This is a genomic window from Ruegeria sp. AB9 (genome assembly GCF_056542585.1).
Genome location: NZ_JBQGAA010000002.1, coordinates 189,567 through 211,986, shown reverse-complemented (window position 1 = coordinate 211,986; position 22,420 = coordinate 189,567). Strand labels below are relative to the sequence as shown.

Here is a 22,420-nt window from a genome sequence, read left to right as displayed (position 1 = left end):
CGAGGTGTTTCCACGAGTCGTTCTGCCACCGGTTTAACCGCGACGTCTGCGGCGACGTCCGCTGCCCGCTTCGGCCTCGCCGCCGCCCGTATTGAAGCTCGGGTTGGGCAGTGTGACCACTTGCGCCAGCTCCGGGAACGGATCGGTTTTGTGCGGGATCGCGTTGGCGGCCACGAAATGATCCTGGAATTTCGGCTCAATGGCGGTTTCGATCTTGGTGATCTCGCGCACGACGCGTTCGATCTCGGCTCGCGATCCGATATTGCAGAGTGCAATCCGCGCACCGGTGCCTGCTGCGTTGCCTGCGCTTGAGACCTTCTCCAGCGGCGCATCGGGGATCATCCCCAGCACCATGGCGTGCTTGGTCGAGATATGTGCACCAAACGCACCGGCCAGAACCACGCGATCCACCTTTTCGACGTCCATTTCATCCATCAGCAGGCGCGCACCGGCGTACAAAGCGGATTTCGCAAGTTGGATGGCGCGGATATCGCCCTGGGTGACGGTGATGCGCGGGCCACCTTCGGCGCTGGCATCGTGGATCAGGTAGGCATTGGTGCGGCCTTCGGGCACACAGCGTGCGGTTCCGGTTTGCGCGGCAGACCCGATCAGACCGCCTTCGTCCAGCAGGCCAGCGATGCGCATCTCAGCCACAGCCTCGATAATGCCCGAACCGCAGATGCCGGTGATACCGGTGGTCGCGATGTCCAGATCAAAGCCGTCTTCGTCGGACCACTTCTCGGATCCGATGACACGGAAGCGAGGTTCCTTTGTGATAGGATCGATTTCGATCCGCTCGATTGCGCCGGGTGCTGCGCGTTGGCCGGAACTGATCTGAGCTCCTTCGAAAGCAGGTCCGGTGGGTGAGGAACAGGCCAGAACGCGGCTGGTATTGCCCAACAGGATTTCGGCGTTGGTGCCAACATCGACGATCAGGACCAGATCTTCGGACTTGCCGGGCTCTTCCGAAAGGGCAACCGCCGCACAGTCGGCCCCCACATGGCCTGCGATACATGGCAAAATATAGACCTGCGCGCGTGGATTCATGGTGGTCAGGTCCATCTCACGCGCGGGTAGGGACATGCTTTCTGACGTTGCCAGCGCGAACGGTGCCTGACCCAGTTCGACCGGGTCCAGACCCAGCAACAGGTGGTGCATGACCGGATTGCAGACAAACACGATTTCCACGATCAGCGCGGCGTCAATACCGGCCTCATCAGCGATTGTGGTGGTCAGATCGTTGATTGCTTCGCGCACCGCCTTTGTCATTTCCTGATCGCCGCCGGGGTTCATCATGGAATATGAGACGCGGCTCATCAGGTCTTCACCAAACCGGATCTGAGGGTTCATCAGGCCCGAAGATGCCTTGACCTCGCCGGTTTCCAGATCGGTCAGGTGCGCAGCAATGGTGGTCGAGCCGAGATCGATGGCCAGACCGTACAGCCCGCTTTCATGCAGGCCGGGCCAAACTTCGACAATGCGCGCTACGCTGTCTTTGTGGCCCTTATGTACAGCCACTGTAACTTCCCATTTCCCTTTGCGCAGAACGGGTTGCAACTTAGACAACAGCGACAGGTCTGCTGTTACTGCTTCGATTTTCCACTGTTCGCGCAACGCGCGCTCCAGCCGCTCTAGATCGCCGGTGGGCGAGTGCATGTCTGGCTCTTCCACAACAACGAAATATAGACGCGTCGCCGGATCCATGGTGATGGCGCGCGCGGCGGCTGCCTTGCGCACGACCTGCCGGTGCACCTGGCTTTCCGGCGGTACGTCGATCACGACATCCCCCTGAACCGAAGCCTGGCAGCCCAGACGACGACCCGGTTTCAGGCCACGTTTTTCGTCATAGCGCTGCTCGACCGCGTTCCATTCGCTCAGCGCGTCCTCGGACACCGTGACGCCGTGCTTGGGAAACTCGCCATAGCTGGGAGTGATCTGGCACTTGGAACAGATGCCGCGACCCCCACAGACCGAATCCAAATCCACCCCCAACTGACGGGCTGCCGTCAGAATAGGGGTGCCGACGGGGAAATGCCCACGTTTGCCGGACGGGGTAAAGACGACAAGAGGGTCGGTGGTCATCAGTGACATACCTTTTTTGTATTCGCGCGTATTCCGGGCAAGATATGGGTTTAAGCGTAAAGGGAAAGGGCTAACAGCGGCACGATTTGCATGGCGAACGTCGTTTTCTTCGGCTGCATCGGTAACGAGAGCCACAGAGTTGCCCCCAAGGGCTTTTCCTTTGGTTCAATCCATGCAATAGGGTCACCGCCAAACGGGCTTTTGCATGGGGTATTCAGATGCAGATTCGTGAGGCACTCACCTTTGACGACGTTCTCCTGGTTCCGGGCGCATCTTCTGTGCTGCCGGCAACGGCGGATACGACCACGCGTGTAACACGCGAGATCACCATGAACATCCCGCTGCTGAGTTCGGCCATGGACACCGTGACCGAGGCGCGCATGGCCATTGCCATGGCACAGGCGGGGGGGATCGGTGTCATTCACAAGAACCTGTCCGTCGAAGAACAGTCGAGAGAAGTCCGCCGGGTCAAACGGTTCGAATCCGGTATCGTGTACAACCCTGTAACACTTCGTGCCGATCAAACACTGGCGGATGCTCAGGCATTGGTCGAACGTTACAACTTCACCGGTTTCCCGGTTGTCGAAGCAGATGGCCGCGTGGTTGGCATTGTCACCAACCGGGATATGCGCTTTGCCACGTCCGATGATACGCCGATCAAAGCGATGATGACCTCGGACAATCTGGCGATGCTGAAAGAGCCCGCTGATCTGGAAGAAGCCAAAAGCCTGATGCGGGCCCGCCGGATCGAAAAACTGCTGGTTGTGGATGGTGAAGGTAAGCTGACCGGTCTGCTGACGCTGAAGGATACAGAACAGGCCGTATTGAACCCGACGGCCTGCAAGGACCGTCTTGGCCGTTTGCGGGTGGCCGCAGCAACTTCTGTCGGTGATGCCGGGTTCGAACGGTCCGAGCAACTGGTGGATTCGGGCGTCGACATCATTGTCGTTGATACCGCGCACGGTCATTCTCAGGGCGTGTTGGACGCTGTGAAGCGGGTCAAAACCCTGTCGAACGAGGTGCAGATCATTGCTGGGAACGTGGCAACCGGTGAGGCGACCAAAGCGTTGATTGATGCTGGTGCCGACGCGATCAAGGTGGGCATTGGTCCGGGTTCGATTTGTACCACGCGGATGGTAGCGGGCGTTGGGGTACCTCAGTTGACCGCGATCAGCGATTGTGCGGCAGCGGCGGGTGACGTGCCGGTAATCGCTGATGGTGGCATCAAGTTCTCGGGCGATTTTGCCAAGGCGATCGCAGCCGGAGCCTCTTGTGCCATGGTTGGGTCGATGATCGCAGGCACCGATGAAAGCCCAGGCGAGGTGATCCTGTATCAGGGCCGTTCGTTCAAATCCTACCGTGGAATGGGCAGCCTGGGCGCTATGGCGCGCGGATCAGCCGACCGCTATTTCCAGAAAGATGCAGCGAATGACAAACTGGTGCCGGAAGGCATTGAAGGGCAGGTGCCCTACAAAGGTTCGGCCAGTGCCGTGATCCACCAGCTTGTTGGCGGCTTGCGCGCCGCAATGGGTTATACCGGTTGCGCGACTGTCGAAGAGATGCGCAAGAACTGCAACTTTGTGAAGATCACGGGTGCAGGTCTGAAAGAGAGCCACGTGCATGACGTACAGATCACCCGTGAAAGCCCGAACTACCGGGTAATGTAAGTCATTGAATGCGTGATGCGGCACCTGAACACGGGTGCCGCATCGCTTTTGGGTCATCCTGTTCAGGCCCGTTTTTTGCCGAGGTATTCTAAGATGACCCCCGCTGCCCGTGTTCAGGCCTCGATTGAAATTTTGGATGATATTCTGGCCGGGTCGCCAGTTGAGAAAGCGCTGACCGGATGGGCGCGGCGCAGCCGTTTTGCGGGGTCCAAGGACCGGGCTGCCATTCGTGACCACGTGTTTGACGCGCTGCGTTGCAAACGATCGTATGCTGCACGGGGTGGTTCGGCGACCGGACGCGGTTTGATGATCGGAGCAACGCGAGCAAACGGTGCAGATCTGGCAGATTTGTTCACAGGCAACCGGCACGCCCCGATGCCTGTGCAAGAAACGGAAGCCGCGCAGGACTTCGCGTCAGACGCCGAAAGATACGATATTCCGGAATGGCTGTGGCCCCGGTTTGTTTCATCGATGAATGACGAAACGGTGTCTTCTGCGAAGGCGCTGCAAAATCGCGCGCCCGTCCATTTACGGGTCAACTTACTGAAAACGGACGTAAGCCAGGCCATCGATGCTCTGCAAACCGATGGTGTATCCGCGCGGCCAACAAGGGTGTGCGAGACGGCGCTGGAGGTGACTGAGGGGGCTCGACGTATTTCGCAAAGCCAGGCGTATGCTCAGGGTCTTGTCGAGCTTCAGGATGCGGCAAGTCAGGCGGTCGTGGCAGCCGTGGTTTTGCAGCCGGGGATGCGTGTTCTGGACTATTGCGCGGGTGGTGGGGGCAAGGCTCTGGCGCTTGCAGCATGCGACGGCGTTGAGGTTTTCGCGCACGATGTGAACAAGAACCGAATGAAAGACATCCCGGCCCGTGCGGACAGAGCTGGGGCAAAGATTACCTTGCTGGCCAGTGATGATCTGTCGCGCCATGCACCGTTTGATGTTGTATTGGCGGACGCGCCGTGTTCCGGCAGCGGGTCATGGCGGCGCGCGCCAGCCGGGAAATGGGCGCTGACCGAAGACCGTTTGCAAGAGCTTACAACCCTTCAGAGTGGTATCCTGACGGATGTCGCACCTTTGGTGCAAACGGCGGGCACATTGGTTTACGCGACCTGTTCGGTTTTGACGGATGAAAACGCTTCCGTCATCGACAACTTTTTGACTGGCCACACCGAATGGAAAGAGATCTTTCGAAATACGTGGCACGTAACACACGAGTCTGACGGGTTCTTTACGTCACACTTGACGCGTTAAGCTTACGGCAAATAACAACCTTAGGTAGATGGTCGCTTTTCCGAATACGTTAAGCGGGTATTAACCAATTATATCGTTATTGCCGATATCTTTACACCTGAGCCGTTTATGTCTGACACAGTTGACCTCATTCGAGACCCTTCACTTTCCAACATGCCATCAACATTTCGGCTTGGGTCGCTGGTATGTTTGGCCGTTCTGATCAGCCTGGCGCCGACAATAGGAATCTTGCCGCCGGATTGGGCTGTGGGTTTGACGGTGACGGGCATATCCTTGCTGATGGTCGTTTTGTGTTTCGTGATCAAGGGACAATTGGACACCAGATCAGCGCAGCAAACCACTGCCCTCATGGCCGCGTTTGCAGAACAGGACGAATCTCCTTTCCTGATCGCTAATGCGTATGGCGACATTCTGGCGTCCAACACACCGGCGCGAACACTGTTCGGGGCGGAAAAGGGCGGTTGCCTTGCTTGCTGCCTTGGTTCGACCTTCTCGACCCCTCAGGCGGTATTGTTGAGGTTGCAATCTCAGGCCCGGTCGTTCGGACGGGCTCGGGAAGACTATCCAAGCAGGGGAAAAACGAATTGCATATCCGTTTTTCAATTGGCCCCGGATATATTTTGTTGGCGGTTTCGTCAGGAGGAACAGGGAAACTGGCAGTCGCTCAGGTTGCCGGTTCTAACCATGGGATGTGCGAAAGATGCCGTGCAGGTAAACCCGGCGGCGGAAAGGTTGTTTGGATCGCGACCCGGACGGGTTTGTGACATTTTCAGTGAAAGTGATCCGCAGATCGGAGCCGCCAATATAGTCAAGTCGCGTGATGGATTGATTTCGGTCGCTGTGGCTGAGTTGTCCCGTTCCAGCAAAGAGCGAAGCTTTGGTTTGGTGCCGCTCACCCGAACGCCTGCGCCTGGGACCAGTACCTCTTTTGCGGATCTTCCTGTTCCGGTTCTTACCCTTTCTCCCAGTGGAACCATTCTGAATACCAACAGGCTGGCGAACAAGCTGCTGGGAAATGAAGACCTTGAAGGCAACAATATCACGGATATCATGCGGGGCCTGGGGCACCCCATTCTGGATTGGCTTGCGCGCACAACCTCGGAAGAGGACGCGCAACGATCTGAGTTTCTACAGCTCACCAGAAAAGACAAAGAGATCTTTGTTCAGGTTACGTTGAGCCGTGTAGTTGTCGATGGCAAGGTTTGTCTGATCGCGGTCCTGAATGATGCAACCGAGTTGAAAACGCTGGAAGCTCAATTCGTTCAAGGGCAGAAAATGCAAGCCGTGGGCCAGCTGGCAGGTGGCGTCGCGCATGATTTCAACAACCTGTTGACAGCCATTTCCGGGCATTGCGATCTACTGTTGTTGCGTCACGATCAGAATGATCCGGACTATGGGGATCTGGTGCAGATAAATCAGAATGCCAATCGGGCCGCTGCACTGGTCAGTCAGCTTCTGGCGTTCTCGCGGAAACAGACCCTCAGGCCTGAAGTTCTGGATTTGCGGGACACGATTTCGGACCTCATTCATTTGTTGAACCGATTGGTTGGCGAAAAAGTTCAACTGACCCTCAGCCACGATCCTGTGTTAAAGCCGGTACGGGCAGACAAACGACAGTTGGAACAGGTGCTGATGAATCTTGTTGTCAATGCGCGGGACGCCATGCCTGAAGGGGGCGAGATTCGTATCGAGACCGAGGTATTGAACCTGTCGCAGTCGCTCACACGTGACAGGGCAACCGTACCGCCAGGGGAATATGTTACGGTCAGGGTCGTGGACGGCGGCGTAGGGATACCTTCTGACAAGCTGCAAAAGGTTTTCGAACCGTTCTACACGACAAAGCGAACAGGCGAAGGCACAGGACTTGGGCTTTCCACGGCCTACGGCATCGTCAAGCAGACGGGCGGTTTCATCTTTGTAGACAGCGCAGTGGGTCGAGGCACCGAATTCACGGTATTTCTGCCGGTCTGCGCCGCGGTCGCTGAGACTGAACTGGAAAAACCGGCGAAGCCCGAAGCACAAACCGCCCGGCAAGGAGAGGGCGTGGTACTTCTGGTCGAAGATGAAGCCCCGGTCCGCGCCTTCGCGACCCGGGCCTTGCGGCTTAAGGGCTATACGGTGTTGGAGGCAGATTCGGCAGAAGAAGCGCTGCGGCTGCTTGAGGATTCGTCGTTGAATGTCGATGTATTTGTAACTGATGTGGTCATGCCCGGTATGGATGGGCCGACATGGGTGCGCAAAGCTCTGGAATCGCGCCCCGACGCGCGTGTGGTTTTCGTGTCGGGTTATACAGAAGGCGCATTTGGGAATTCGGAACCCGAAATCACCAACTCAACCTTCCTGCCGAAACCGTTTTCACTCAACCAGTTGACCGAGGCAGTTTTTCAGCAGCTGAATTGAATGTCTCATAAGGCAGCGCCATGGACCGCGAATTCTTCGGAATGCCTGTTTCGAAATCTTTGCAGTGTGTCCGGCGATAATGTCAGGTCACCCGGCGGTGATATGTTCTCATGCGGCAGGTCGATTTGTACATTCAGGCGCGCTTGCAGGAAGTCCAGAATCTTGTCCTGGTGTTCATACTTAAAGATGTGAGTGGCGCCGCGGCCATTGCTGCGGGTACGGAAAAACTGGCTCTGGCTGCCGACATCGGCACATTCAGGACGCGGGTTTTTCATATACGCCTGCACGAATGCGTCAAAACTCATGTTTCGGGTTGAATGGGGGTGACCGGTCAGATCTGCGCGGCCGCGAAATCGATACCAGCTCCCCAACCAATCAATGGGTTCACGCACAACGGCCATGATCTCCATCTCGGTATCGTACATCTTCAGAAACATGTTCTGAAAAAATCTGTCATACCTGCGCACCGGCGCGTGTTTCAGTTCGGGCGGGTGTGTGACGACAATATCTGCCCGATCCCGCAACGCTGTGTGATAAGCCGTACTGCCGGTTTTCGGAACGGCAAGGAAAGCAAGGCGTTCCTCATAGAAAACAAGCATTTAATTGCTCCAATTGTCATCCGGCAATGCGAGTAGATTGTCGTAAACGACTCTTTAACACAATTGCAGGAGATTAAACCTTGTAAGTTTTTATTGAAATGTTCTCTTTTTGGTCCCATAAGGAACAAGAGGCGAACAAAGCAGCGATTGCCGCCCGATCAAGGGTGTGACAAAAGGGAAGGCGACAGGACAATGGCGGATCTTCTGACAATGAGCGACAAGAAAAACGCAGACAAGCAAAAGGCGCTCGATAGTGCGCTGGCCCAGATCGAACGGCAGTTTGGTAAAGGCTCGATCATGAAGCTGGGCGAAGGTGCCAAGCAGGATATCGAAGCAAGCTCGACCGGCTCGCTGGGTTTGGACATCGCGTTGGGAATTGGCGGTCTGCCGATGGGCCGGATTGTTGAGATTTATGGCCCCGAGAGCTCGGGTAAGACGACGCTGACGCTGCATTGTATCGCTGAACAGCAGAAGCGCGGCGGTGTCTGTGCCTTTGTTGATGCCGAACACGCGCTGGACCCACAATATGCCCGCAAGCTGGGCGTTGATCTGGATGAACTTCTGATCTCGCAGCCCGATACCGGTGAGCAGGCGCTGGAGATTACCGATACGCTTGTGCGTTCTGGTGCGGTCAACATGGTCGTGGTCGATTCGGTTGCGGCGCTGACGCCGAAGTCCGAACTGGAAGGCGATATGGGGGACAGCAGTGTTGGCGTACAGGCCCGCCTGATGAGTCAGGCGATGCGGAAACTGACGGGCTCGATCAGCCGCTCGAACTGTATGGTTATTTTCATCAACCAGATCAGGATGAAAATCGGCGTGATGTTCGGCAGCCCCGAAACCACCACCGGCGGCAACGCACTGAAATTCTACAGCTCTGTTCGTCTGGATATCCGTCGCATCGGCGCGATCAAGGACCGGGACGAAGTTGTCGGCAACCAGACGCGCGTCAAGGTCGTCAAGAACAAGGTCGCACCGCCCTTCAAGCAGGTGGAATTCGACATCATGTATGGCGAAGGCATCAGCAAGATGGGCGAGCTGCTGGACCTGGGTGTCAAAGCCGGTGTGGTCGAGAAGTCAGGGTCATGGTTCAGTTACGGCGATGAGAGGATCGGGCAGGGGCGTGAGAACGCGAAACAGTACCTGCGTGACAACAGCCGTATAGCCTTGGACATCGAAGACAAGATTCGAGCGGCTCACGGGCTGGATTTTGACATGCCACCGGGGGCCGCCGAGGATGATGACATCCTCGAAGCCTAATGGCCGTTGACGGGGACTTTGGAAGCTTCCCGATCTGCGGTTGCGAGTTGAGAAGACTATGAAAGAGGCGGTCCTTCGGGCCGCCTTGTTTCGTTCCGGTGTGCCTCCACTGTGGACACTCCTTTGACGGGGAGATAAACCTGCGGAGACCAAGATTTATGCGCGCCGAGAGAGCCCTATGCCAACCCTGAACGACATCCGATCGACCTTTCTGAACTACTTTGAAAAACAGGGGCATGAGGTTGTGGCGTCAAGCCCGCTGGTGCCGCGCAACGATCCGACGCTGATGTTCGTAAACTCGGGCATGGTGCAGTTCAAGAACCTGTTCACCGGTTTGGAAACCCGTGACTACCAACGCGCAACGACAGCGCAGAAATGTGTGCGCGCCGGCGGCAAGCACAACGATCTGGACAATGTGGGCTATACCGCGCGTCACCACACTTTCTTTGAGATGTTGGGGAACTTCTCGTTTGGCGATTACTTCAAATCTGAAGCGATCCCCTTTGCCTGGAACCTGATCACCAAGGAATTCGGCATCGACAAAAGCCGACTGCTGACCACCGTTTATCACACCGATGACGAAGCGTTCGAGATCTGGAAAAAGGTCGGTGTGCCGGAAGACCGGATCATCCGTATCGCAACGAGTGACAATTTCTGGCAAATGGGGCCGACCGGGCCTTGTGGCCCATGCACTGAGATTTTTTATGACCATGGCGATCACATCTGGGGTGGCCCTCCGGGTTCGCCCGAAGAGGACGGCGACCGCTTCATTGAAATCTGGAACGTCGTTTTCATGCAGAACGAGCAGTTCGAAGACGGCTCAATGGTCGAGCTCGACATGCAGTCCATCGACACCGGCATGGGGCTGGAACGTATCGGTGCGCTGTTGCAAGGCAGCCATGACAACTATGACACCGACCTGTTCAAGACACTGATCGAGGCATCTGCGGATGCAACCGGCGTCGATCCTTATGGGGATCAGAACGTGCATCATCGCGTGATCGCGGATCACCTGCGCTCGACCTCGTTCCTGATTGCGGATGGCGTGATGCCCAGCAATGACGGGCGCGGCTATGTTCTGCGTCGTATCATGCGACGCGCCATGCGCCACGCGCACTTGTTGGGCGCTAAAGATCCGGTCATGCACCGTCTCGTCCCGTCACTCGTTCAGCAGATGGGGGGGCACTATTCCGAGCTGACACAAGCGCAGCCATTGATTGAAGAGACCTTGCTGCTGGAGGAAACCCGCTTCAAGCAGACGCTGGATCGGGGGTTGAAGCTGCTTGATGATGAGCTCTCGGGCCTTTCCGAGGGTGCGGCTCTTTCTGGTGATGCGGCCTTCAAACTCTACGACACCTATGGCTTCCCGCTGGATCTGACGCAGGATGCGCTGCGTGAGAAGGGTCGGACGGTTGATACAGACAGTTTTGACGCTGCAATGGCGGAACAGAAGGCCAAGGCGCGTGCTGCCTGGGCGGGATCGGGTGAAGCTGCTGATCAGGCGGTCTGGTTCGATGTTCTGGATACCGCCGGGGCGACCGACTTCCTGGGTTATGATACCGAGAAAGCCGAGGCTCAGGTTGCCGCGCTGGTTGTTGACGGCACTTTGGTTGACAAGATCGATGCAGGTGACAGCGGCTGGGTCGTGGTGAATCAGACTCCGTTCTATGGCGAAGCTGGCGGCCAGGTGGGGGACACTGGTGAATTGCGACGCCTTGAGGATCGCGATCACAAAAGCCGGGTGGATGACACCAGGAAATTCGCTGATGGTAAGGTTTATGCCCACAAGGTCACGGTCGTAAGCGGTTCTGTGTCAACGGGCGACGCTGTCGAACTGGAAGTTGATCATGCGCGCCGTACTTCTATCCGCGCCAATCATTCGGCGACGCACCTTCTGCATGAGGCACTGCGGGAAGCACTAGGCGACCACGTGGCGCAGCGCGGCTCGCTGAATGCGGCGGATCGTTTGCGGTTCGATTTCAGCCATTCCAAAGCGCTGAGTCTGGAGGAAATCCAGAAGGTTGAGCGCGAGGTGAACGACTTCATCCGCCAGAATTCGACCGTCGAGACACGGATCATGACACCTGATGACGCGCGCGAATTGGGCGCGCAGGCCCTGTTCGGCGAGAAATATGGTGACGAAGTGCGTGTTGTGTCGATGGGCAAAGCACCCACTGGCAAGGGTCATGATGGCGAAACGTGGTCGATTGAACTCTGTGGCGGCACCCATGTGCGCCAAACGGGCGACATAGGCACGTTTGTCGTGCTGGGTGACAGCGCAAGCAGCGCAGGCGTACGCCGTATCGAAGCGCTGACCGGGGATGAAGCTTTCCGTTACCTGTCTGCGCAGGATCATCGCCTTGCGCAGGTGGCAACGGAACTGAAGGCGCAGCCGGACGATGTGGTGTCACGCGTGAAAAGCCTGTTGGAAGAACGCAAGTCTCTGCAGAACGAAGTGGCTCAGCTGCGGCGTGATCTGGCGATGGCGGGCGGGGCCGGACAGGGCGGCGGTGCCGAGGCGCGTGATGTGAACGGGGTCAAGTTCCTGGCGCAGGCCCTGAACGGTGTGTCCGGCAAGGATCTTCCGGCACTGATCGACGAACATAAAGCGCGCCTTGGGTCGGGTGCAGTGCTTTTGATCGCTGATACCGGCGGCAAGGCGGCAGTTGCTGCCGGTGTAACTGAAGACCTGACAGGAGCGGTTTCGGCGGTGGATCTGGTCAAGGCCGCTGTGGTGGAATTGGGCGGCAAAGGCGGCGGTGGCCGCCCGGACATGGCTCAGGGCGGCGGCAAGGATGCGTCGAATGCAGATGCGGCGATCAAGGCTGCAGAACAGGTTTTGGGAGGATAATATGGCGGCACTCTGGATTGCACATGTCACGGTGACTGATACCGAGGCGTACGGAAAGTACGCCGAACTGGCCGGGCCGGCCATTGCCAAGCACGGGGGCGCGTTCATTGCCCGCGCCGCGCGCTATGTCCAACTGGAAGGCAAGGAACGTCCGCGCAATGTCGTTGCCCGGTTCCCGTCGCTGGAAGCGGCGGTCGAGTGCTACAATTCGGATGATTACCAGCAAGCACTGAGTCATGCGCGCGATGCAAGTGAACGCGAATTGGTCGTGGTTGAAATCACAGAGTGATCTTCTGGATTCACAGTTTGAAGCCTGGATTGCCTGAGAATGCAGCGCTGAATAGGCGATCTTTGGCTTATCCCGCAACCGATCAATAAAACTCAGCCCTTAAACGAGGGCTGAGTGAAATATTTCAATATTCCAATAGCGTACCTGACGGGTGTGCTGCAATTTTGAGAACTTCGCGGCCCAATTGTGGCCGCGTCACCAAAATTCTTGCGCGAAAAGGTCAGATTGACGAACGAATTTCCGCCCTTTTTCCCCTGCAGTTTTTTAGATGATAGCCTAGGAGGGGTGTTCGCAGATGTTTCCGGAAACGGAATGCGACCCTTCTTGATGTGCGATCGTGCGAAAAACACCGGATTGGGGTACAGGCATGACATACTTTAAAAATCTGGCCAAACGGCTTGGCGTCAGACTTCTGCCAATTTCAGCGCGTGTCTTGAGCGTCAGTGTTTTGGGCATCTGCACGATCGCTGTAACCCCGTCCGCGTATGCATCCGAGGGTGGGTTTATCCCAAGTGTCACGTCTTCGCCGCCGCCGTCCGGGGCCATCAACTTGTGCACTCAATACAATTGGGCCTGTGCAGGAAAACGACCCGTATCCATGTCCAGCCAGCAGGAACTGAAGGTTGTTGAACAGGTGAATCGGAGCGTGAATAACTCAACCCGCGAAGTTTCCGATCAGTCTCAGTACAAAACGCGCGAGCGGTGGGCGCTGCCAACTGCAATAGGTGGCGATTGCGAGGACTTCGCGCTGTTGAAGAAAAGAGATTTGATCCACGCAGGGGTGGACCCAAGCAAACTCCTGATCGCTACTGTTCTGGACAGGCGGCAAGTACCTCATGCAGTTCTGGTGTACCGCTCTGCCAACGGTGATTTGGTTTTGGACAACCTTACAAACCGCATAAAACCATGGACAGCAACTCGGTATCTTTTTCTTCGTATGCAAGACCCGAGCCGACCTAGTCGTTGGGTTGGTGTCTATGGGCATAGCTGAAAAAACTGCGGTGTGTTTTGGTTCGGAAAGCTGAATACCGGCGCAACAGGATGCTGCACCGGTATTTTTAATTGAGTATCAAAACGTTTCGCCGCCGCTTTCGCCTTCGCCGCCGCTTTCGCCTTCGCCGCCGCTTTCGCCTTCGCCGCCGCTTTCGCCTTCGCCGCCGCTTTCGCCTTCGCCGCCGCTTTCACCTTCGCCGCCGCTTTCGCCTCCACCGCCGCCTTCGCCTCCACCGCCGCCTAAACCGCCGAAGCCATCATTGTCTGATTCATTTGCCGGACCGTCACCAGCGCGAGTGTCTGACGATCCGACAGACGCTGTCGGAAGGTCTGTCAGCAAATCTGCGAGCGGAGAACATTCTGCACCCAACCTTGCAACGATCTCATCAAAATCTGCGCGGCGCTGAATATAACGCAACATCCCTGTTGTAACCGTATCGCAGTCACACAAGAGTGACGGCGACCCAGCGGACTGACGCGCTGTCTTTACGGTACATGCGCCACCGGCAAAGGCTTCGGTGACAGGTGAAATAATAAAAGCCGTGGCTGCGAAAAAAACTGGTAACTTTAGGGAACGAAAAACCATCATTAACTCCTCGGAACTCGGTACCTTTCACATGCATCCCTATGCACTATGACAATAGTTGTGTGAGTGAACGACGTCACACTTCAGGCACATCTACACCTTTCCTTCGACTTAATCGCAATATCTGGGTTGGGAGAGTGGTGTGGGATTAACTCAGCTTATGATAGAAAACCCTATGTTTTCAACAAAAAGGCCGGGCTTATTGCCCGGCCTTCTGAAACTCGTTTTTTGATCCAATGGAGGCAAAAATGCCAATGTTTCGCCATTGTTTCTAATTGATCCAGAAACCGGCGCAGGTTGTTCAGGCCGATTTTGCCATCCGCTTACGTTCATGGGGGTCAAGAAAACGCTTACGCAAGCGCACTGCATTCGGGGTGACTTCGACCAGTTCATCATCGTCAATATAGGCGATTGCCTCTTCCAACGAGAACTGAATGTGGGGCGTCAGGCGAACGGCATCGTCCGATCCACTGGCGCGCACGTTGGTCAGTTTCTTGCCCTTCAGCGGGTTCACTTCCAGATCATTGTCGCGAGAATGCTCGCCGATCACCATGCCTTGATAAACATCCGTTTGAGGGCCGACGAACATCCGGCCACGCTCTTCCAGGTTCCAGAGAGCGTAGGCGACGGCCTGACCTTTTTCCATCGAAATCAGAACACCCGCCCGACGGCCAGGGATCTGACCTTTGTGCGGTGCCCAGTCGTGGAACACGCGGTTCAATACACCAGTGCCTCGGGTGTCGGTCAGGAACTCACCGTGATAGCCGATCAGTCCGCGCGACGGCACATGCGCGATGATGCGTGTCTTACCTGCGCCTGCGGGTCGCATCTCGACCAACTCTCCTTTACGGGCACCCGTGATCTTTTCGATGACCGAGCCGGAATACTCGTCGTCTACGTCGATGGTGACTTCCTCGATGGGTTCCAGACGTTGGCCGTTTTCTTCGCGGAACAGAACCTGCGGACGCGAGATGCTGAGTTCAAAGCCTTCACGGCGCATGTTTTCGATCAGTACGCCCATCTGCAATTCTCCGCGGCCCGCGACTTCGAAAGCCTCGCCACCGGGGGTGTCAGTGATACGGATCGCGACATTCGATTCAGCTTCTTTCATCAGGCGATCACGGATGACGCGGGACTGAACTTTTTTGCCGTCACGCCCGGCCAGTGGTGAATCGTTGATGCCGAATGTCACCGTGATGGTCGGCGGATCGATGGGTTGAGCGGGCAGGGCTTCTTCGACTTGCGGCGCAACAAGCGAATCCGCCACGGTGGCTTTGCTCATCCCGGCAATGGTGACGATGTCACCTGCTTCTGCCACGTCGATGGGCTGCTGCGCCAGTCCGCGGAACGCCAGAATTTTCGACGCGCGGAAGTTTTCGATCACCGAACCGTCGCGGCTGAGCGCCTTGAGGTTGTCACCTGCTTTTAATGTACCGCTTTCCACACGGCCGGTCAGTATGCGGCCAATGAAGGGATCGCTGCCCAATGTGGTGGCCAGCATCCGAAACGGTTCGTCCTTTTTCCCGACCTGTTTCGGGGCAGGAACGTGATCGACGATCAGGTCAAACAGCGCACTCAGATCTTTACGTGGGCCATCCAGCTCCATGTCCGCCCAGCCCGAACGGCCCGAGGCATACATCGCTGGAAAATCCAGCTGCTCGTCATCGGCTCCGAGGTTGGCAAACAGATCGAAACATTCGTCCAGTGCGCGATCAGGCTCGGCATCCGGCTTGTCGACCTTGTTCAGCACCACAATCGGGCGCAAGCCCAGTGCCAGCGCCTTGGAGGTCACGAACTTGGTCTGCGGCATCGGGCCTTCGGCGGCGTCCACCAGAAGGACCACGCCATCGACCATGCTGAGGATACGCTCGACCTCACCACCAAAATCGGCGTGGCCGGGCGTGTCGACGATGTTGATACGCGTGTCCTTCCATTCGACAGACGTCGCCTTGGCCAGAATGGTGATACCGCGTTCGCGTTCCAGATCGTTGCTGTCCATGGCGCGTTCCGCCACAGCCTGGTTTTCCCGGAACGCACCGGATTGTTTGAGCAGCTCATCCACCAGGGTCGTCTTGCCGTGGTCCACGTGAGCGATGATTGCGATATTGCGCAGGTCCATGAGAGGTCAGCCTTTGAACGGGAAGTTGCCGCGCGCATAGCGCGGCGCGACAAAATATACCAGCCCTAACCGCAGATCAGTGACCAGCAGTCTTGGAAAACAGGTGAATGATCAGGATCCCTGCCAATATCATGGTCAGCCCAAGTACTGCCGGCCAATCCAGTCTTTGACCGAAAACGATGAAGCCGATCACCGCGATCAGAAAGATGCCCAGACCGGACCAGATCGCGTAGACAATGCCGACAGGCATGAATTTAAGTGTCAGAGCCATGAGGTAAAAAGCGAGACCATACCCCACGACAACAAGAACGGATGGCCAGAACCGCGTGAATTGCTGGCTGGCTTGCAACGCTGTGGTGCCGATGGTTTCCGCAACTACAGCCAGCATCAGATACAGATACGCTTGGGGCATTTGAAACCTCGAAACAGGGAAGATACCTCGCCTTGAGCATGAAATTGAAGGTTTGAGCAAGTTAAATTAACGTCTCAACATGCGATAAAGCCATCTAAGGTCAGGTATACCTTACTATTTTGAAATTCGAATTAGTGTAATGTTCTCAATATATTTTATGTTTTGTTAATGAGTATTGAGTGATGACGACATTTGCGAAATCCGTCATATTTGCTTCGGGTCTGATAGTGGTGATTGGGTGGCTTGCTGACGGGGGGTCCGTCGAAGTTGAAGCAGCCAACATGGTTAAACAGTTTGACGGTGGTAGTGTTTTTTAAGCGCCACGTAGAGCTAAGCAGGGAAAAAGGAGCCTTCAGGCTCCTTTTTTCTTTCCAGTTTATTGGTTGAAAACCTCGCCGCTCTGGAAATGCGCGGCCAGTTGCGGTTGCAGCCAATTCCAAAGCCGAGGGGCCCCGGCAGCGATTGCAGGCCGGACACGCGTTTCAAGCTGGGCATGTGTGACTTTATAATCGACCCATGAACCGCCACCGGTTTCCAGATTGGCGATGGGCGTCTGAAAACGGTCGACAGCTTTGGCAAACTTAGCGTCCGGAGTTTCTGCCGCTTCAAATTCCTGCCACAAAACGGTGAAGGCGTCGCATTGCGTGTCGGGCAACAGGCCAAACAACCGCTTGGCCGCCTCTTGTTCCTTGGCTGCTTGTGCTTCGTGATCGACCTGCCCATGAATCGGATTGTCGCCCGCGTCGATTTCGACAATGTCGTGCAGCAACAGCATCTGAAGGGTTCGATCAACGCTGATATCTGTTTGCGCGTATTCAGACAGGATCCAGGCGTAGAGCATGATGTGCCACGAGTGCTCCGCCGAATTCTCGAAACGATCACCCGCCATCAATCGCGAGGCGCGGACAATGGACTTCAACTGATCAGCTTCAGTCAGGAACGCCAGTCGGATCGTGAACGCGTTGGCGTGCGTGTCTGCGCCATCCAGCAGGTTGGCAGCATGCTCGTAGGCCAACGGAAACGCCTGGGCCAGATAGGACGCACGACCACCTTCGAGATTGGAACGCACGATGTCTACGTGATCCGGATTGGGGTTTGAGGCACACAGAACCTGAAACAGCGGCTGACAACGATCCAGTATCTTGGCAAACCGGGCGTCCGGGGTCCTATCTTCCTCAAACTCACGCCAGAGCGCGTGGAGCGCATCAGCCTGATCCTTTGGTAAAAGCCCAAACAACTCCAAAGCTGCGGCTTGCTCAGCTTGCGCGACCGATGTCCAATCGGTCTCAAGGTGAATTGGGTGGTCGCCTACAACGATCTCAACCAGATCATGCAGCAACAGCATACGGATGACCCGATCAATCGATACATCCGGACCGGCCAGTGGCGCCATGACCAAAGCCCACAACGCCAGATGCCAGCTGTGTTCCGCAGAGTTTTCAGGCCTTGACTGGTCAAGTAGGACATTTGCCCGCTCGACCATTTTCAGACTATCAGCCCGTTTTAGAAATGCGATCTGTGCCGACAATCGGTCGGTCATTGCTTTTCGATGGCCTTCAGCTTGGCGCGATGCGCAGAGAGGCGTTTGATCACAAATTGTCTTGCTTTCCGTTCCGCCAAACGAACGCGAATCTCGGTCAGAAATGCTTCTTCCAGCGATTGTGACGCAGCCCCGAGAACTTCGCCGACCTCAACAAAGAACCTGTCTTCGCCCGTCTCGTCCATAACCTTCATCGTATCTTCGGCCAGTTTGGCCGCAAGAGATGTGATGGTGTCGGACATCAGCGAGTATTCTCGGTCAGGCGGCGTTTCACATAGTCACTGACATCGGTGATCAGCGTGTCCATGTGGCGATCCTGGAAGAAGTGATCAGCGCCCTCAACCTCGTTATGGGTAATAGTGATCCCTTTTTGCTCGTGCAACTTGTTCACCAGTGAAGTTGTGTCCGCCGGAGGTGCCACACGGTCAGCCGATCCATTGATGATCAGGCCCGAAGACGGGCAGGGGGCAAGGAACGAAAAGTCATACATGTTCGCGGGTGGTGACACACTGATGAACCCGGTGATCTCGGGGCGGCGCATCAGCAGTTGCATACCAATCCACGCACCGAACGAGAACCCTGCAACCCAGCAGTGTTTCGAGTTGTTGTTCATGGATTGCAGGTAATCCAGTGCCGAGGCCGCATCGCTCAGCTCTCCCACGCCCTGATCATATTCGCCCTGACTGCGGCCGACGCCGCGGAAGTTAAAGCGCAACACGGTGAAGCCCATGTTGTAAAAGGCATAGTGCAGGTTATAGACCACCTTGTTGTTCATGGTCCCGCCGAATTGAGGATGCGGGTGAAGCACGATGGCGATCGGTGCGTCTTTTTCCTTTTGCGGGTGGTAACGGCCTTCCAGGCGGCCTTCGGGTCCGGGAAAAATCACCTCGGGCATGTGTGCTTTGGTCCTGTCTTTTTCGTACTGGTGCCCGGATATACTTGACGATAATCGTCGGACACCTTAGAACGGTTCTAATTATATCACATAACGCTTTAGCGCTGTCAGTCGGAGATACGCACTGGCGGCGGCGGCGTCAATGATTTCGCGCAAATCCTGCTGAGAGGGGATATAGAATGAAGCTGTCGACCAAGGGGCGTTACGCAATGGTCGCTCTGGCGGATATTGCGCTCCAGCCGACAGAACGGCTGGTGACGCTCGGTGAAATCTCCGAGAGGCAAGACATCTCGTTGCCGTATCTCGAGCAACTCTTTGTCAAGCTACGCCGCGCGGACTTGGTGGCTTCTGTTCGCGGACCCGGTGGAGGGTACCGCCTTGCGCGGGCCGCGTCCGAAATTCGCGTGGTCGAGATTCTGGCGGCCGTAGACGAAACCGTTGATGCCCTGCAAAAAGGGGCAGGAGCATCCGGTGCTTCGTCCGGCAGTCGCGCGCAATCGCTGACCAACCGGCTTTGGGAAAGCCTCAGTGCGCATGTTTATGTGTTCCTGCATCAAACCCGGTTGTCGGACGTGATCAAGAACGACCTCGCGCCGTGCCCGGCAGTTCCGAGCTTGTTTTCTGTAGTAGATGAATGACCCGACAGGCGAGGTAACAAAGTGAAATCCGTCTGCAAAAAGATGTATCCATGAAACGTGTTTATCTGGATCATAATGCGACAACGCCGCTGCGGCCCGAAGCGCGGGAAGCGATGATTGCCGCGATGGATGTCTGTGGAAACCCGTCTTCGGTTCATGCCGAAGGGCGTGCTGCCAAGGCTTTGATTGAACGCGCGCGGGCTCAGGTCGCATCGGCTTTTGGGGCGGATGGCGCGGATATCGTCTTTACATCCGGTTCAACCGAAGGTGCCGCGCTGACATTGGCGGGTCGTCCGTTGCACGGGGCGGCAATTGAGCATGACGCGGTAAGGGCTTGGACCAAAGAAGATCTTTCAGTTTCTGAAACCGGTGAAGTGCAGTTGGCGGCACCAGAGGAAATGACGCTGCAACTGGCGAACTCAGAGACCGGGATTGTTCAGACGCTACCGCCCGGGCTGGCCGTGACAGACGCAACCCAGGCTTTTGGCAAGCTGCCCATCGCGTTTAACTGGATGAACGCGCAGACGGCATTGGTGTCTGCGCATAAGCTGGGCGGCCCAAAGGGTGTTGGCGCCGTTGTGATGAAGCGTGGGACCGATCTTGCAGCGCAAATCAAGGGGGGCGGTCAGGAAATGGGCCGCAGATCCGGGACCGAAAATGTTATTGGAATCGCGGGCTTTGGAGCCGCGGCTGAAGCGGCCGCACGGGACCTGACCAATGGGGTTTGGGAGCAGATCGAAGAATTTAGAAATATTCTAGAAAACGCTCTTGAGGCCGCTGTAAAATCACCTATTTTTGTCGGGAAAGGGCGGCAACGCCTGCCGAACACCCTGTGTTTTGCTGCGCCCGGGTGGAAGGGTGAAACCCAGGTCATGCAGATGGACCTGTCGGGATTTGCGGTTAGTGCGGGCTCTGCCTGTTCCAGTGGCAAGGTTCGTGCCAGCGCGGTGCTCACCGCAATGGGATTTGACGAGGTGACAGCCAGCAGCGCAATCCGCGTATCGCTGGGACCTCGGACAACGGAAGAAGATGTGCTGCGTTTCGCCGAAACGTGGCTTGAGAAAGAGAAAAAGCATCGCGCGCGGGCCGCGTGATCTGACGGAGGGTAAGTTATGGCCGCTTTGGACCAGACCCAGGTGAAAGAGGGTGTCGATCAGGAAACCGTGGATGCGGTGCGCGAGGTCGGCACATATAAATACGGTTGGGATACCGATATCGAAATGGAATACGCGCCCAAGGGCGTGAATCCTGACATCGTCCGTCTGATTTCGGAAAAAAATGAAGAACCCGAGTGGATGACCGAATGGCGTCTTGCCGCGTTTGAACGCTGGACCAAGATGGAAGAACCGAACTGGGCCATGGTCACCTATCCCAAAATCGATTTTCAGAACCAGTATTACTATGCCCGTCCGAAATCGATGGAAGAGAAACCCAAGTCGCTGGATGAGGTCGATCCCAAGCTGTTGGCCACATACGAAAAGCTGGGTATCCCACTGAAAGAACAGATGATACTTGCGGGCGTAGAAGGCGCTGAAGATGCTCCTGCAGAGGGTCGCAAGGTTGCGGTCGACGCGGTATTCGACTCCGTATCGGTGGGCACGACTTTTCAGGCCGAACTGAAAAAGGCCGGAGTGATCTTCTGTTCAATCTCGGAAGCGATCAAAGAGCATCCTGAACTGGTCAAGAAGTATCTGGGCACTGTGGTTCCGGTGTCGGACAACTTCTATGCAACGCTGAACTCGGCCGTGTTCTCGGATGGGTCCTTTGTCTATATCCCGCCGGGCGTCCGCTGCCCAATGGAATTGAGTACCTATTTCCGTATCAACGCGGAAAACACAGGTCAGTTTGAACGCACATTGATCATTGCCGACAAAGGCTCCTACGTTTCCTATCTGGAAGGCTGCACCGCACCTCAGCGCGACACCGCGCAGCTGCATGCCGCTGTGGTCGAGATCATTCTCGAAGAAGACGCCGAGGTTAAATACTCGACCGTTCAGAACTGGTTCCCTGGGGATGAGAACGGCAAGGGCGGCATCTACAACTTCGTGACCAAGCGCGCCGATTGCCGCGGCGACCGGTCCAAGGTGATGTGGACGCAGGTGGAAACCGGCTCGGCCGTGACGTGGAAATACCCGTCCTGCATCCTGCGCGGCAATGAAAGCCAGGGTGAGTTCTATTCGATCGCGATTGCCAACAACTATCAGCAGGCTGATACCGGCACGAAGATGGTTCATCTGGGCAAAAACACCAAATCGCGCATCGTGTCCAAGGGCATCAGTGCGGGCAAGGCGCAGAACACCTATCGTGGTCTCGTCTCGATGCATCCAAAAGCCAAGGACAGCCGGAACTATACCCAGTGTGACAGCTTGCTGATTGGCGACAAATGCGGGGCACATACGGTTCCGTATATCGAGGTCAAGAACAACTCATCTCGTGTTGAGCATGAGGCGACGACGTCAAAAGTGGATGACGATCAGCTGTTCTACTGCCGTCAGCGCGGCATGGACGAGGAAGAGGCCGTCGCTTTGGTGGTTAACGGCTTCTGCAAGGACGTTTTGCAGGCGTTGCCGATGGAATTCGCCATGGAAGCGCAGCAACTGGTGGCAATCTCGCTGGAAGGCTCGGTCGGTTAATGACGCAATTACCCAGAACCCGTGTTCGTAAGGACGACGTGCTGACCTGGCTTGGGTATGCTTTGCCGGTTCTGGGCGGTCTGTTGGGTGTGGCTTACGTCAACATCAACCACATGGAATTCATCAACCCGGTTTGGGCGGTTGGCGGAGGGGCGATCATTGGTTGGATCGTCGCGCGGCTCATCCGCAAGTTTCTGGGTTAGGA

Annotated in this window: 20 protein-coding genes; 11 read left to right on the top strand and 9 right to left on the bottom strand. The window is 56.3% G+C overall.

Annotated features, from left to right (window positions below; all coding sequences use genetic code 11):
- Positions 1-33: 33 nt before the first annotated feature.
- Positions 34-2,082, bottom strand: coding sequence for an ASKHA domain-containing protein (locus tag ACR0K5_RS06880; protein ID WP_480629357.1), 2,049 nt, complete (start codon positions 2,080-2,082; stop codon positions 34-36).
- A gap of 218 nt (positions 2,083-2,300) precedes the next feature.
- Between ACR0K5_RS06880 and guaB the strand changes: the two genes are divergently transcribed.
- Positions 2,301-3,749, top strand: coding sequence for an IMP dehydrogenase (gene guaB / locus ACR0K5_RS06875; RefSeq protein ID WP_480628967.1), 1,449 nt, complete (start codon positions 2,301-2,303; stop codon positions 3,747-3,749).
- A gap of 93 nt (positions 3,750-3,842) precedes the next feature.
- Positions 3,843-5,000: an RsmB/NOP family class I SAM-dependent RNA methyltransferase gene (locus ACR0K5_RS06870; protein ID WP_480628966.1), complete on the top strand. Its 1,158-nt coding sequence runs from the start codon at positions 3,843-3,845 to the stop codon at positions 4,998-5,000.
- 635 nt (positions 5,001-5,635) lie between these two features.
- Here ACR0K5_RS06870 and ACR0K5_RS06865 read toward each other — a convergent pair.
- Positions 5,636-5,977, bottom strand: coding sequence for a hypothetical protein (locus ACR0K5_RS06865; RefSeq protein WP_480628965.1), 342 nt, complete (start codon positions 5,975-5,977; stop codon positions 5,636-5,638).
- On the opposite strand from ACR0K5_RS06865, the gene ACR0K5_RS06860 reads away from it, so the two are divergent.
- Positions 5,886-7,400, top strand: coding sequence for an ATP-binding protein (locus tag ACR0K5_RS06860; protein ID WP_480628964.1), 1,515 nt, complete (start codon positions 5,886-5,888; stop codon positions 7,398-7,400). The genes ACR0K5_RS06865 and ACR0K5_RS06860 overlap by 92 nt on opposite strands.
- A 5-nt stretch (positions 7,401-7,405) precedes the next feature.
- On the opposite strand, the gene ACR0K5_RS06855 is transcribed toward ACR0K5_RS06860, so the two are convergent.
- Positions 7,406-7,999 carry a sulfotransferase family 2 domain-containing protein gene (locus ACR0K5_RS06855; protein WP_480628963.1) on the bottom strand — a complete coding sequence of 198 codons (594 nt, stop codon included), beginning with the start codon at positions 7,997-7,999 and terminating at the stop codon, positions 7,406-7,408.
- Positions 8,000-8,191: 192 nt separating this feature from the next.
- Here ACR0K5_RS06855 and recA point away from each other — a divergent pair, with 192 nt between their 5' ends.
- The 4 genes from recA (at position 8,192) to ACR0K5_RS06835 (ending at position 13,390) form a co-directional block, all read left to right on the top strand.
- A complete protein-coding gene (recA, locus tag ACR0K5_RS06850; RefSeq protein ID WP_480628962.1) occupies positions 8,192-9,259 on the top strand; it encodes a recombinase RecA in 1,068 nt (355 codons plus the stop codon).
- Positions 9,260-9,437: 178 nt separating this feature from the next.
- Positions 9,438-12,110, top strand: coding sequence for an alanine--tRNA ligase (alaS, locus tag ACR0K5_RS06845; RefSeq protein ID WP_480628961.1), 2,673 nt, complete (start codon positions 9,438-9,440; stop codon positions 12,108-12,110).
- Between the two features lies 1 nt (position 12,111).
- The gene (locus ACR0K5_RS06840) at positions 12,112-12,399 is read left to right on the top strand and encodes a DUF1330 domain-containing protein (RefSeq protein ID WP_480628960.1); all 288 of its coding nucleotides are present in this window, start codon (positions 12,112-12,114) and stop codon (positions 12,397-12,399) included.
- A gap of 367 nt (positions 12,400-12,766) precedes the next feature.
- A complete protein-coding gene (locus tag ACR0K5_RS06835) occupies positions 12,767-13,390 on the top strand; it encodes a transglutaminase-like cysteine peptidase (protein ID WP_480628959.1) in 624 nt (207 codons plus the stop codon).
- A gap of 78 nt (positions 13,391-13,468) precedes the next feature.
- On the opposite strand, the gene ACR0K5_RS06830 is transcribed toward ACR0K5_RS06835, so the two are convergent.
- The 6 genes from ACR0K5_RS06830 to ACR0K5_RS06805 form a co-directional block, all read right to left on the bottom strand.
- On the bottom strand, positions 13,469-13,978 hold the full coding sequence (locus ACR0K5_RS06830) for a hypothetical protein (RefSeq protein WP_480628958.1): 510 nt from the start codon (positions 13,976-13,978) through the stop codon (positions 13,469-13,471).
- 301 nt (positions 13,979-14,279) lie between these two features.
- Positions 14,280-16,097: a translational GTPase TypA gene (gene typA / locus ACR0K5_RS06825; RefSeq protein ID WP_480628957.1), complete on the bottom strand. Its 1,818-nt coding sequence runs from the start codon at positions 16,095-16,097 to the stop codon at positions 14,280-14,282.
- Positions 16,098-16,173: 76 nt separating this feature from the next.
- Positions 16,174-16,509, bottom strand: coding sequence for a DMT family transporter (locus ACR0K5_RS06820; protein WP_480628956.1), 336 nt, complete (start codon positions 16,507-16,509; stop codon positions 16,174-16,176).
- 376 nt (positions 16,510-16,885) lie between these two features.
- Positions 16,886-18,049, bottom strand: coding sequence for an HD domain-containing protein (locus ACR0K5_RS06815; RefSeq protein ID WP_480628955.1), 1,164 nt, complete (start codon positions 18,047-18,049; stop codon positions 16,886-16,888).
- Positions 18,046-18,291, bottom strand: a complete 246-nt coding sequence (locus tag ACR0K5_RS06810; RefSeq protein WP_117868922.1) for a hypothetical protein — start codon at positions 18,289-18,291, stop codon at positions 18,046-18,048. The genes ACR0K5_RS06815 and ACR0K5_RS06810 overlap by 4 nt, the downstream gene beginning before the upstream one ends.
- On the bottom strand, positions 18,291-18,944 hold the full coding sequence (locus ACR0K5_RS06805; RefSeq protein WP_170324952.1) for an alpha/beta hydrolase: 654 nt from the start codon (positions 18,942-18,944) through the stop codon (positions 18,291-18,293). Before ACR0K5_RS06805 ends, ACR0K5_RS06810 begins: the two co-directional genes overlap by 1 nt.
- Positions 18,945-19,123: 179 nt before the next feature.
- On the opposite strand from ACR0K5_RS06805, the gene iscR reads away from it, so the two are divergent.
- From iscR to ACR0K5_RS06785, 4 genes are read left to right on the top strand one after another with little or no spacing between them, the layout of a single operon-like run.
- A complete protein-coding gene (gene iscR, locus ACR0K5_RS06800; protein ID WP_480628954.1) occupies positions 19,124-19,582 on the top strand; it encodes a Fe-S cluster assembly transcriptional regulator IscR in 459 nt (152 codons plus the stop codon).
- Between the two features lie 50 nt (positions 19,583-19,632).
- Positions 19,633-20,676: a cysteine desulfurase family protein gene (locus tag ACR0K5_RS06795; protein WP_480628953.1), complete on the top strand. Its 1,044-nt coding sequence runs from the start codon at positions 19,633-19,635 to the stop codon at positions 20,674-20,676.
- An 18-nt stretch (positions 20,677-20,694) separates the two neighbouring features.
- On the top strand, positions 20,695-22,215 hold the full coding sequence (gene sufB, locus ACR0K5_RS06790; protein ID WP_480628952.1) for a Fe-S cluster assembly protein SufB: 1,521 nt from the start codon (positions 20,695-20,697) through the stop codon (positions 22,213-22,215).
- A complete protein-coding gene (locus ACR0K5_RS06785) occupies positions 22,215-22,418 on the top strand; it encodes a hypothetical protein (RefSeq protein ID WP_480628951.1) in 204 nt (67 codons plus the stop codon). Before sufB ends, ACR0K5_RS06785 begins: the two co-directional genes overlap by 1 nt.
- Positions 22,419-22,420 lie beyond the last annotated feature (2 nt).

Coding starts and splice junctions, on each gene's coding strand:
- ACR0K5_RS06880 (WP_480629357.1), bottom strand. CDS start 2,082: ATGACCACCGACCCTCTTGTCGTCTTTACCCCGTCCGGCAAACGTGGG.
- guaB (WP_480628967.1), top strand. CDS start 2,301: ATGCAGATTCGTGAGGCACTCACCTTTGACGACGTTCTCCTGGTTCCG.
- ACR0K5_RS06870 (WP_480628966.1), top strand. CDS start 3,843: ATGACCCCCGCTGCCCGTGTTCAGGCCTCGATTGAAATTTTGGATGAT.
- ACR0K5_RS06865 (WP_480628965.1), bottom strand. CDS start 5,977: ATGGTTCCACTGGGAGAAAGGGTAAGAACCGGAACAGGAAGATCCGCA.
- ACR0K5_RS06855 (WP_480628963.1), bottom strand. CDS start 7,999: ATGCTTGTTTTCTATGAGGAACGCCTTGCTTTCCTTGCCGTTCCGAAA.
- recA (WP_480628962.1), top strand. CDS start 8,192: ATGGCGGATCTTCTGACAATGAGCGACAAGAAAAACGCAGACAAGCAA.
- alaS (WP_480628961.1), top strand. CDS start 9,438: ATGCCAACCCTGAACGACATCCGATCGACCTTTCTGAACTACTTTGAA.
- ACR0K5_RS06840 (WP_480628960.1), top strand. CDS start 12,112: ATGGCGGCACTCTGGATTGCACATGTCACGGTGACTGATACCGAGGCG.
- ACR0K5_RS06835 (WP_480628959.1), top strand. CDS start 12,767: ATGACATACTTTAAAAATCTGGCCAAACGGCTTGGCGTCAGACTTCTG.
- ACR0K5_RS06830 (WP_480628958.1), bottom strand. CDS start 13,978: ATGGTTTTTCGTTCCCTAAAGTTACCAGTTTTTTTCGCAGCCACGGCT.
- typA (WP_480628957.1), bottom strand. CDS start 16,097: ATGGACCTGCGCAATATCGCAATCATCGCTCACGTGGACCACGGCAAG.
- ACR0K5_RS06820 (WP_480628956.1), bottom strand. CDS start 16,509: ATGCCCCAAGCGTATCTGTATCTGATGCTGGCTGTAGTTGCGGAAACC.
- ACR0K5_RS06815 (WP_480628955.1), bottom strand. CDS start 18,049: ATGACCGACCGATTGTCGGCACAGATCGCATTTCTAAAACGGGCTGAT.
- ACR0K5_RS06810 (WP_117868922.1), bottom strand. CDS start 18,291: ATGTCCGACACCATCACATCTCTTGCGGCCAAACTGGCCGAAGATACG.
- ACR0K5_RS06805 (WP_170324952.1), bottom strand. CDS start 18,944: ATGCCCGAGGTGATTTTTCCCGGACCCGAAGGCCGCCTGGAAGGCCGT.
- iscR (WP_480628954.1), top strand. CDS start 19,124: ATGAAGCTGTCGACCAAGGGGCGTTACGCAATGGTCGCTCTGGCGGAT.
- ACR0K5_RS06795 (WP_480628953.1), top strand. CDS start 19,633: ATGAAACGTGTTTATCTGGATCATAATGCGACAACGCCGCTGCGGCCC.
- sufB (WP_480628952.1), top strand. CDS start 20,695: ATGGCCGCTTTGGACCAGACCCAGGTGAAAGAGGGTGTCGATCAGGAA.
- ACR0K5_RS06785 (WP_480628951.1), top strand. CDS start 22,215: ATGACGCAATTACCCAGAACCCGTGTTCGTAAGGACGACGTGCTGACC.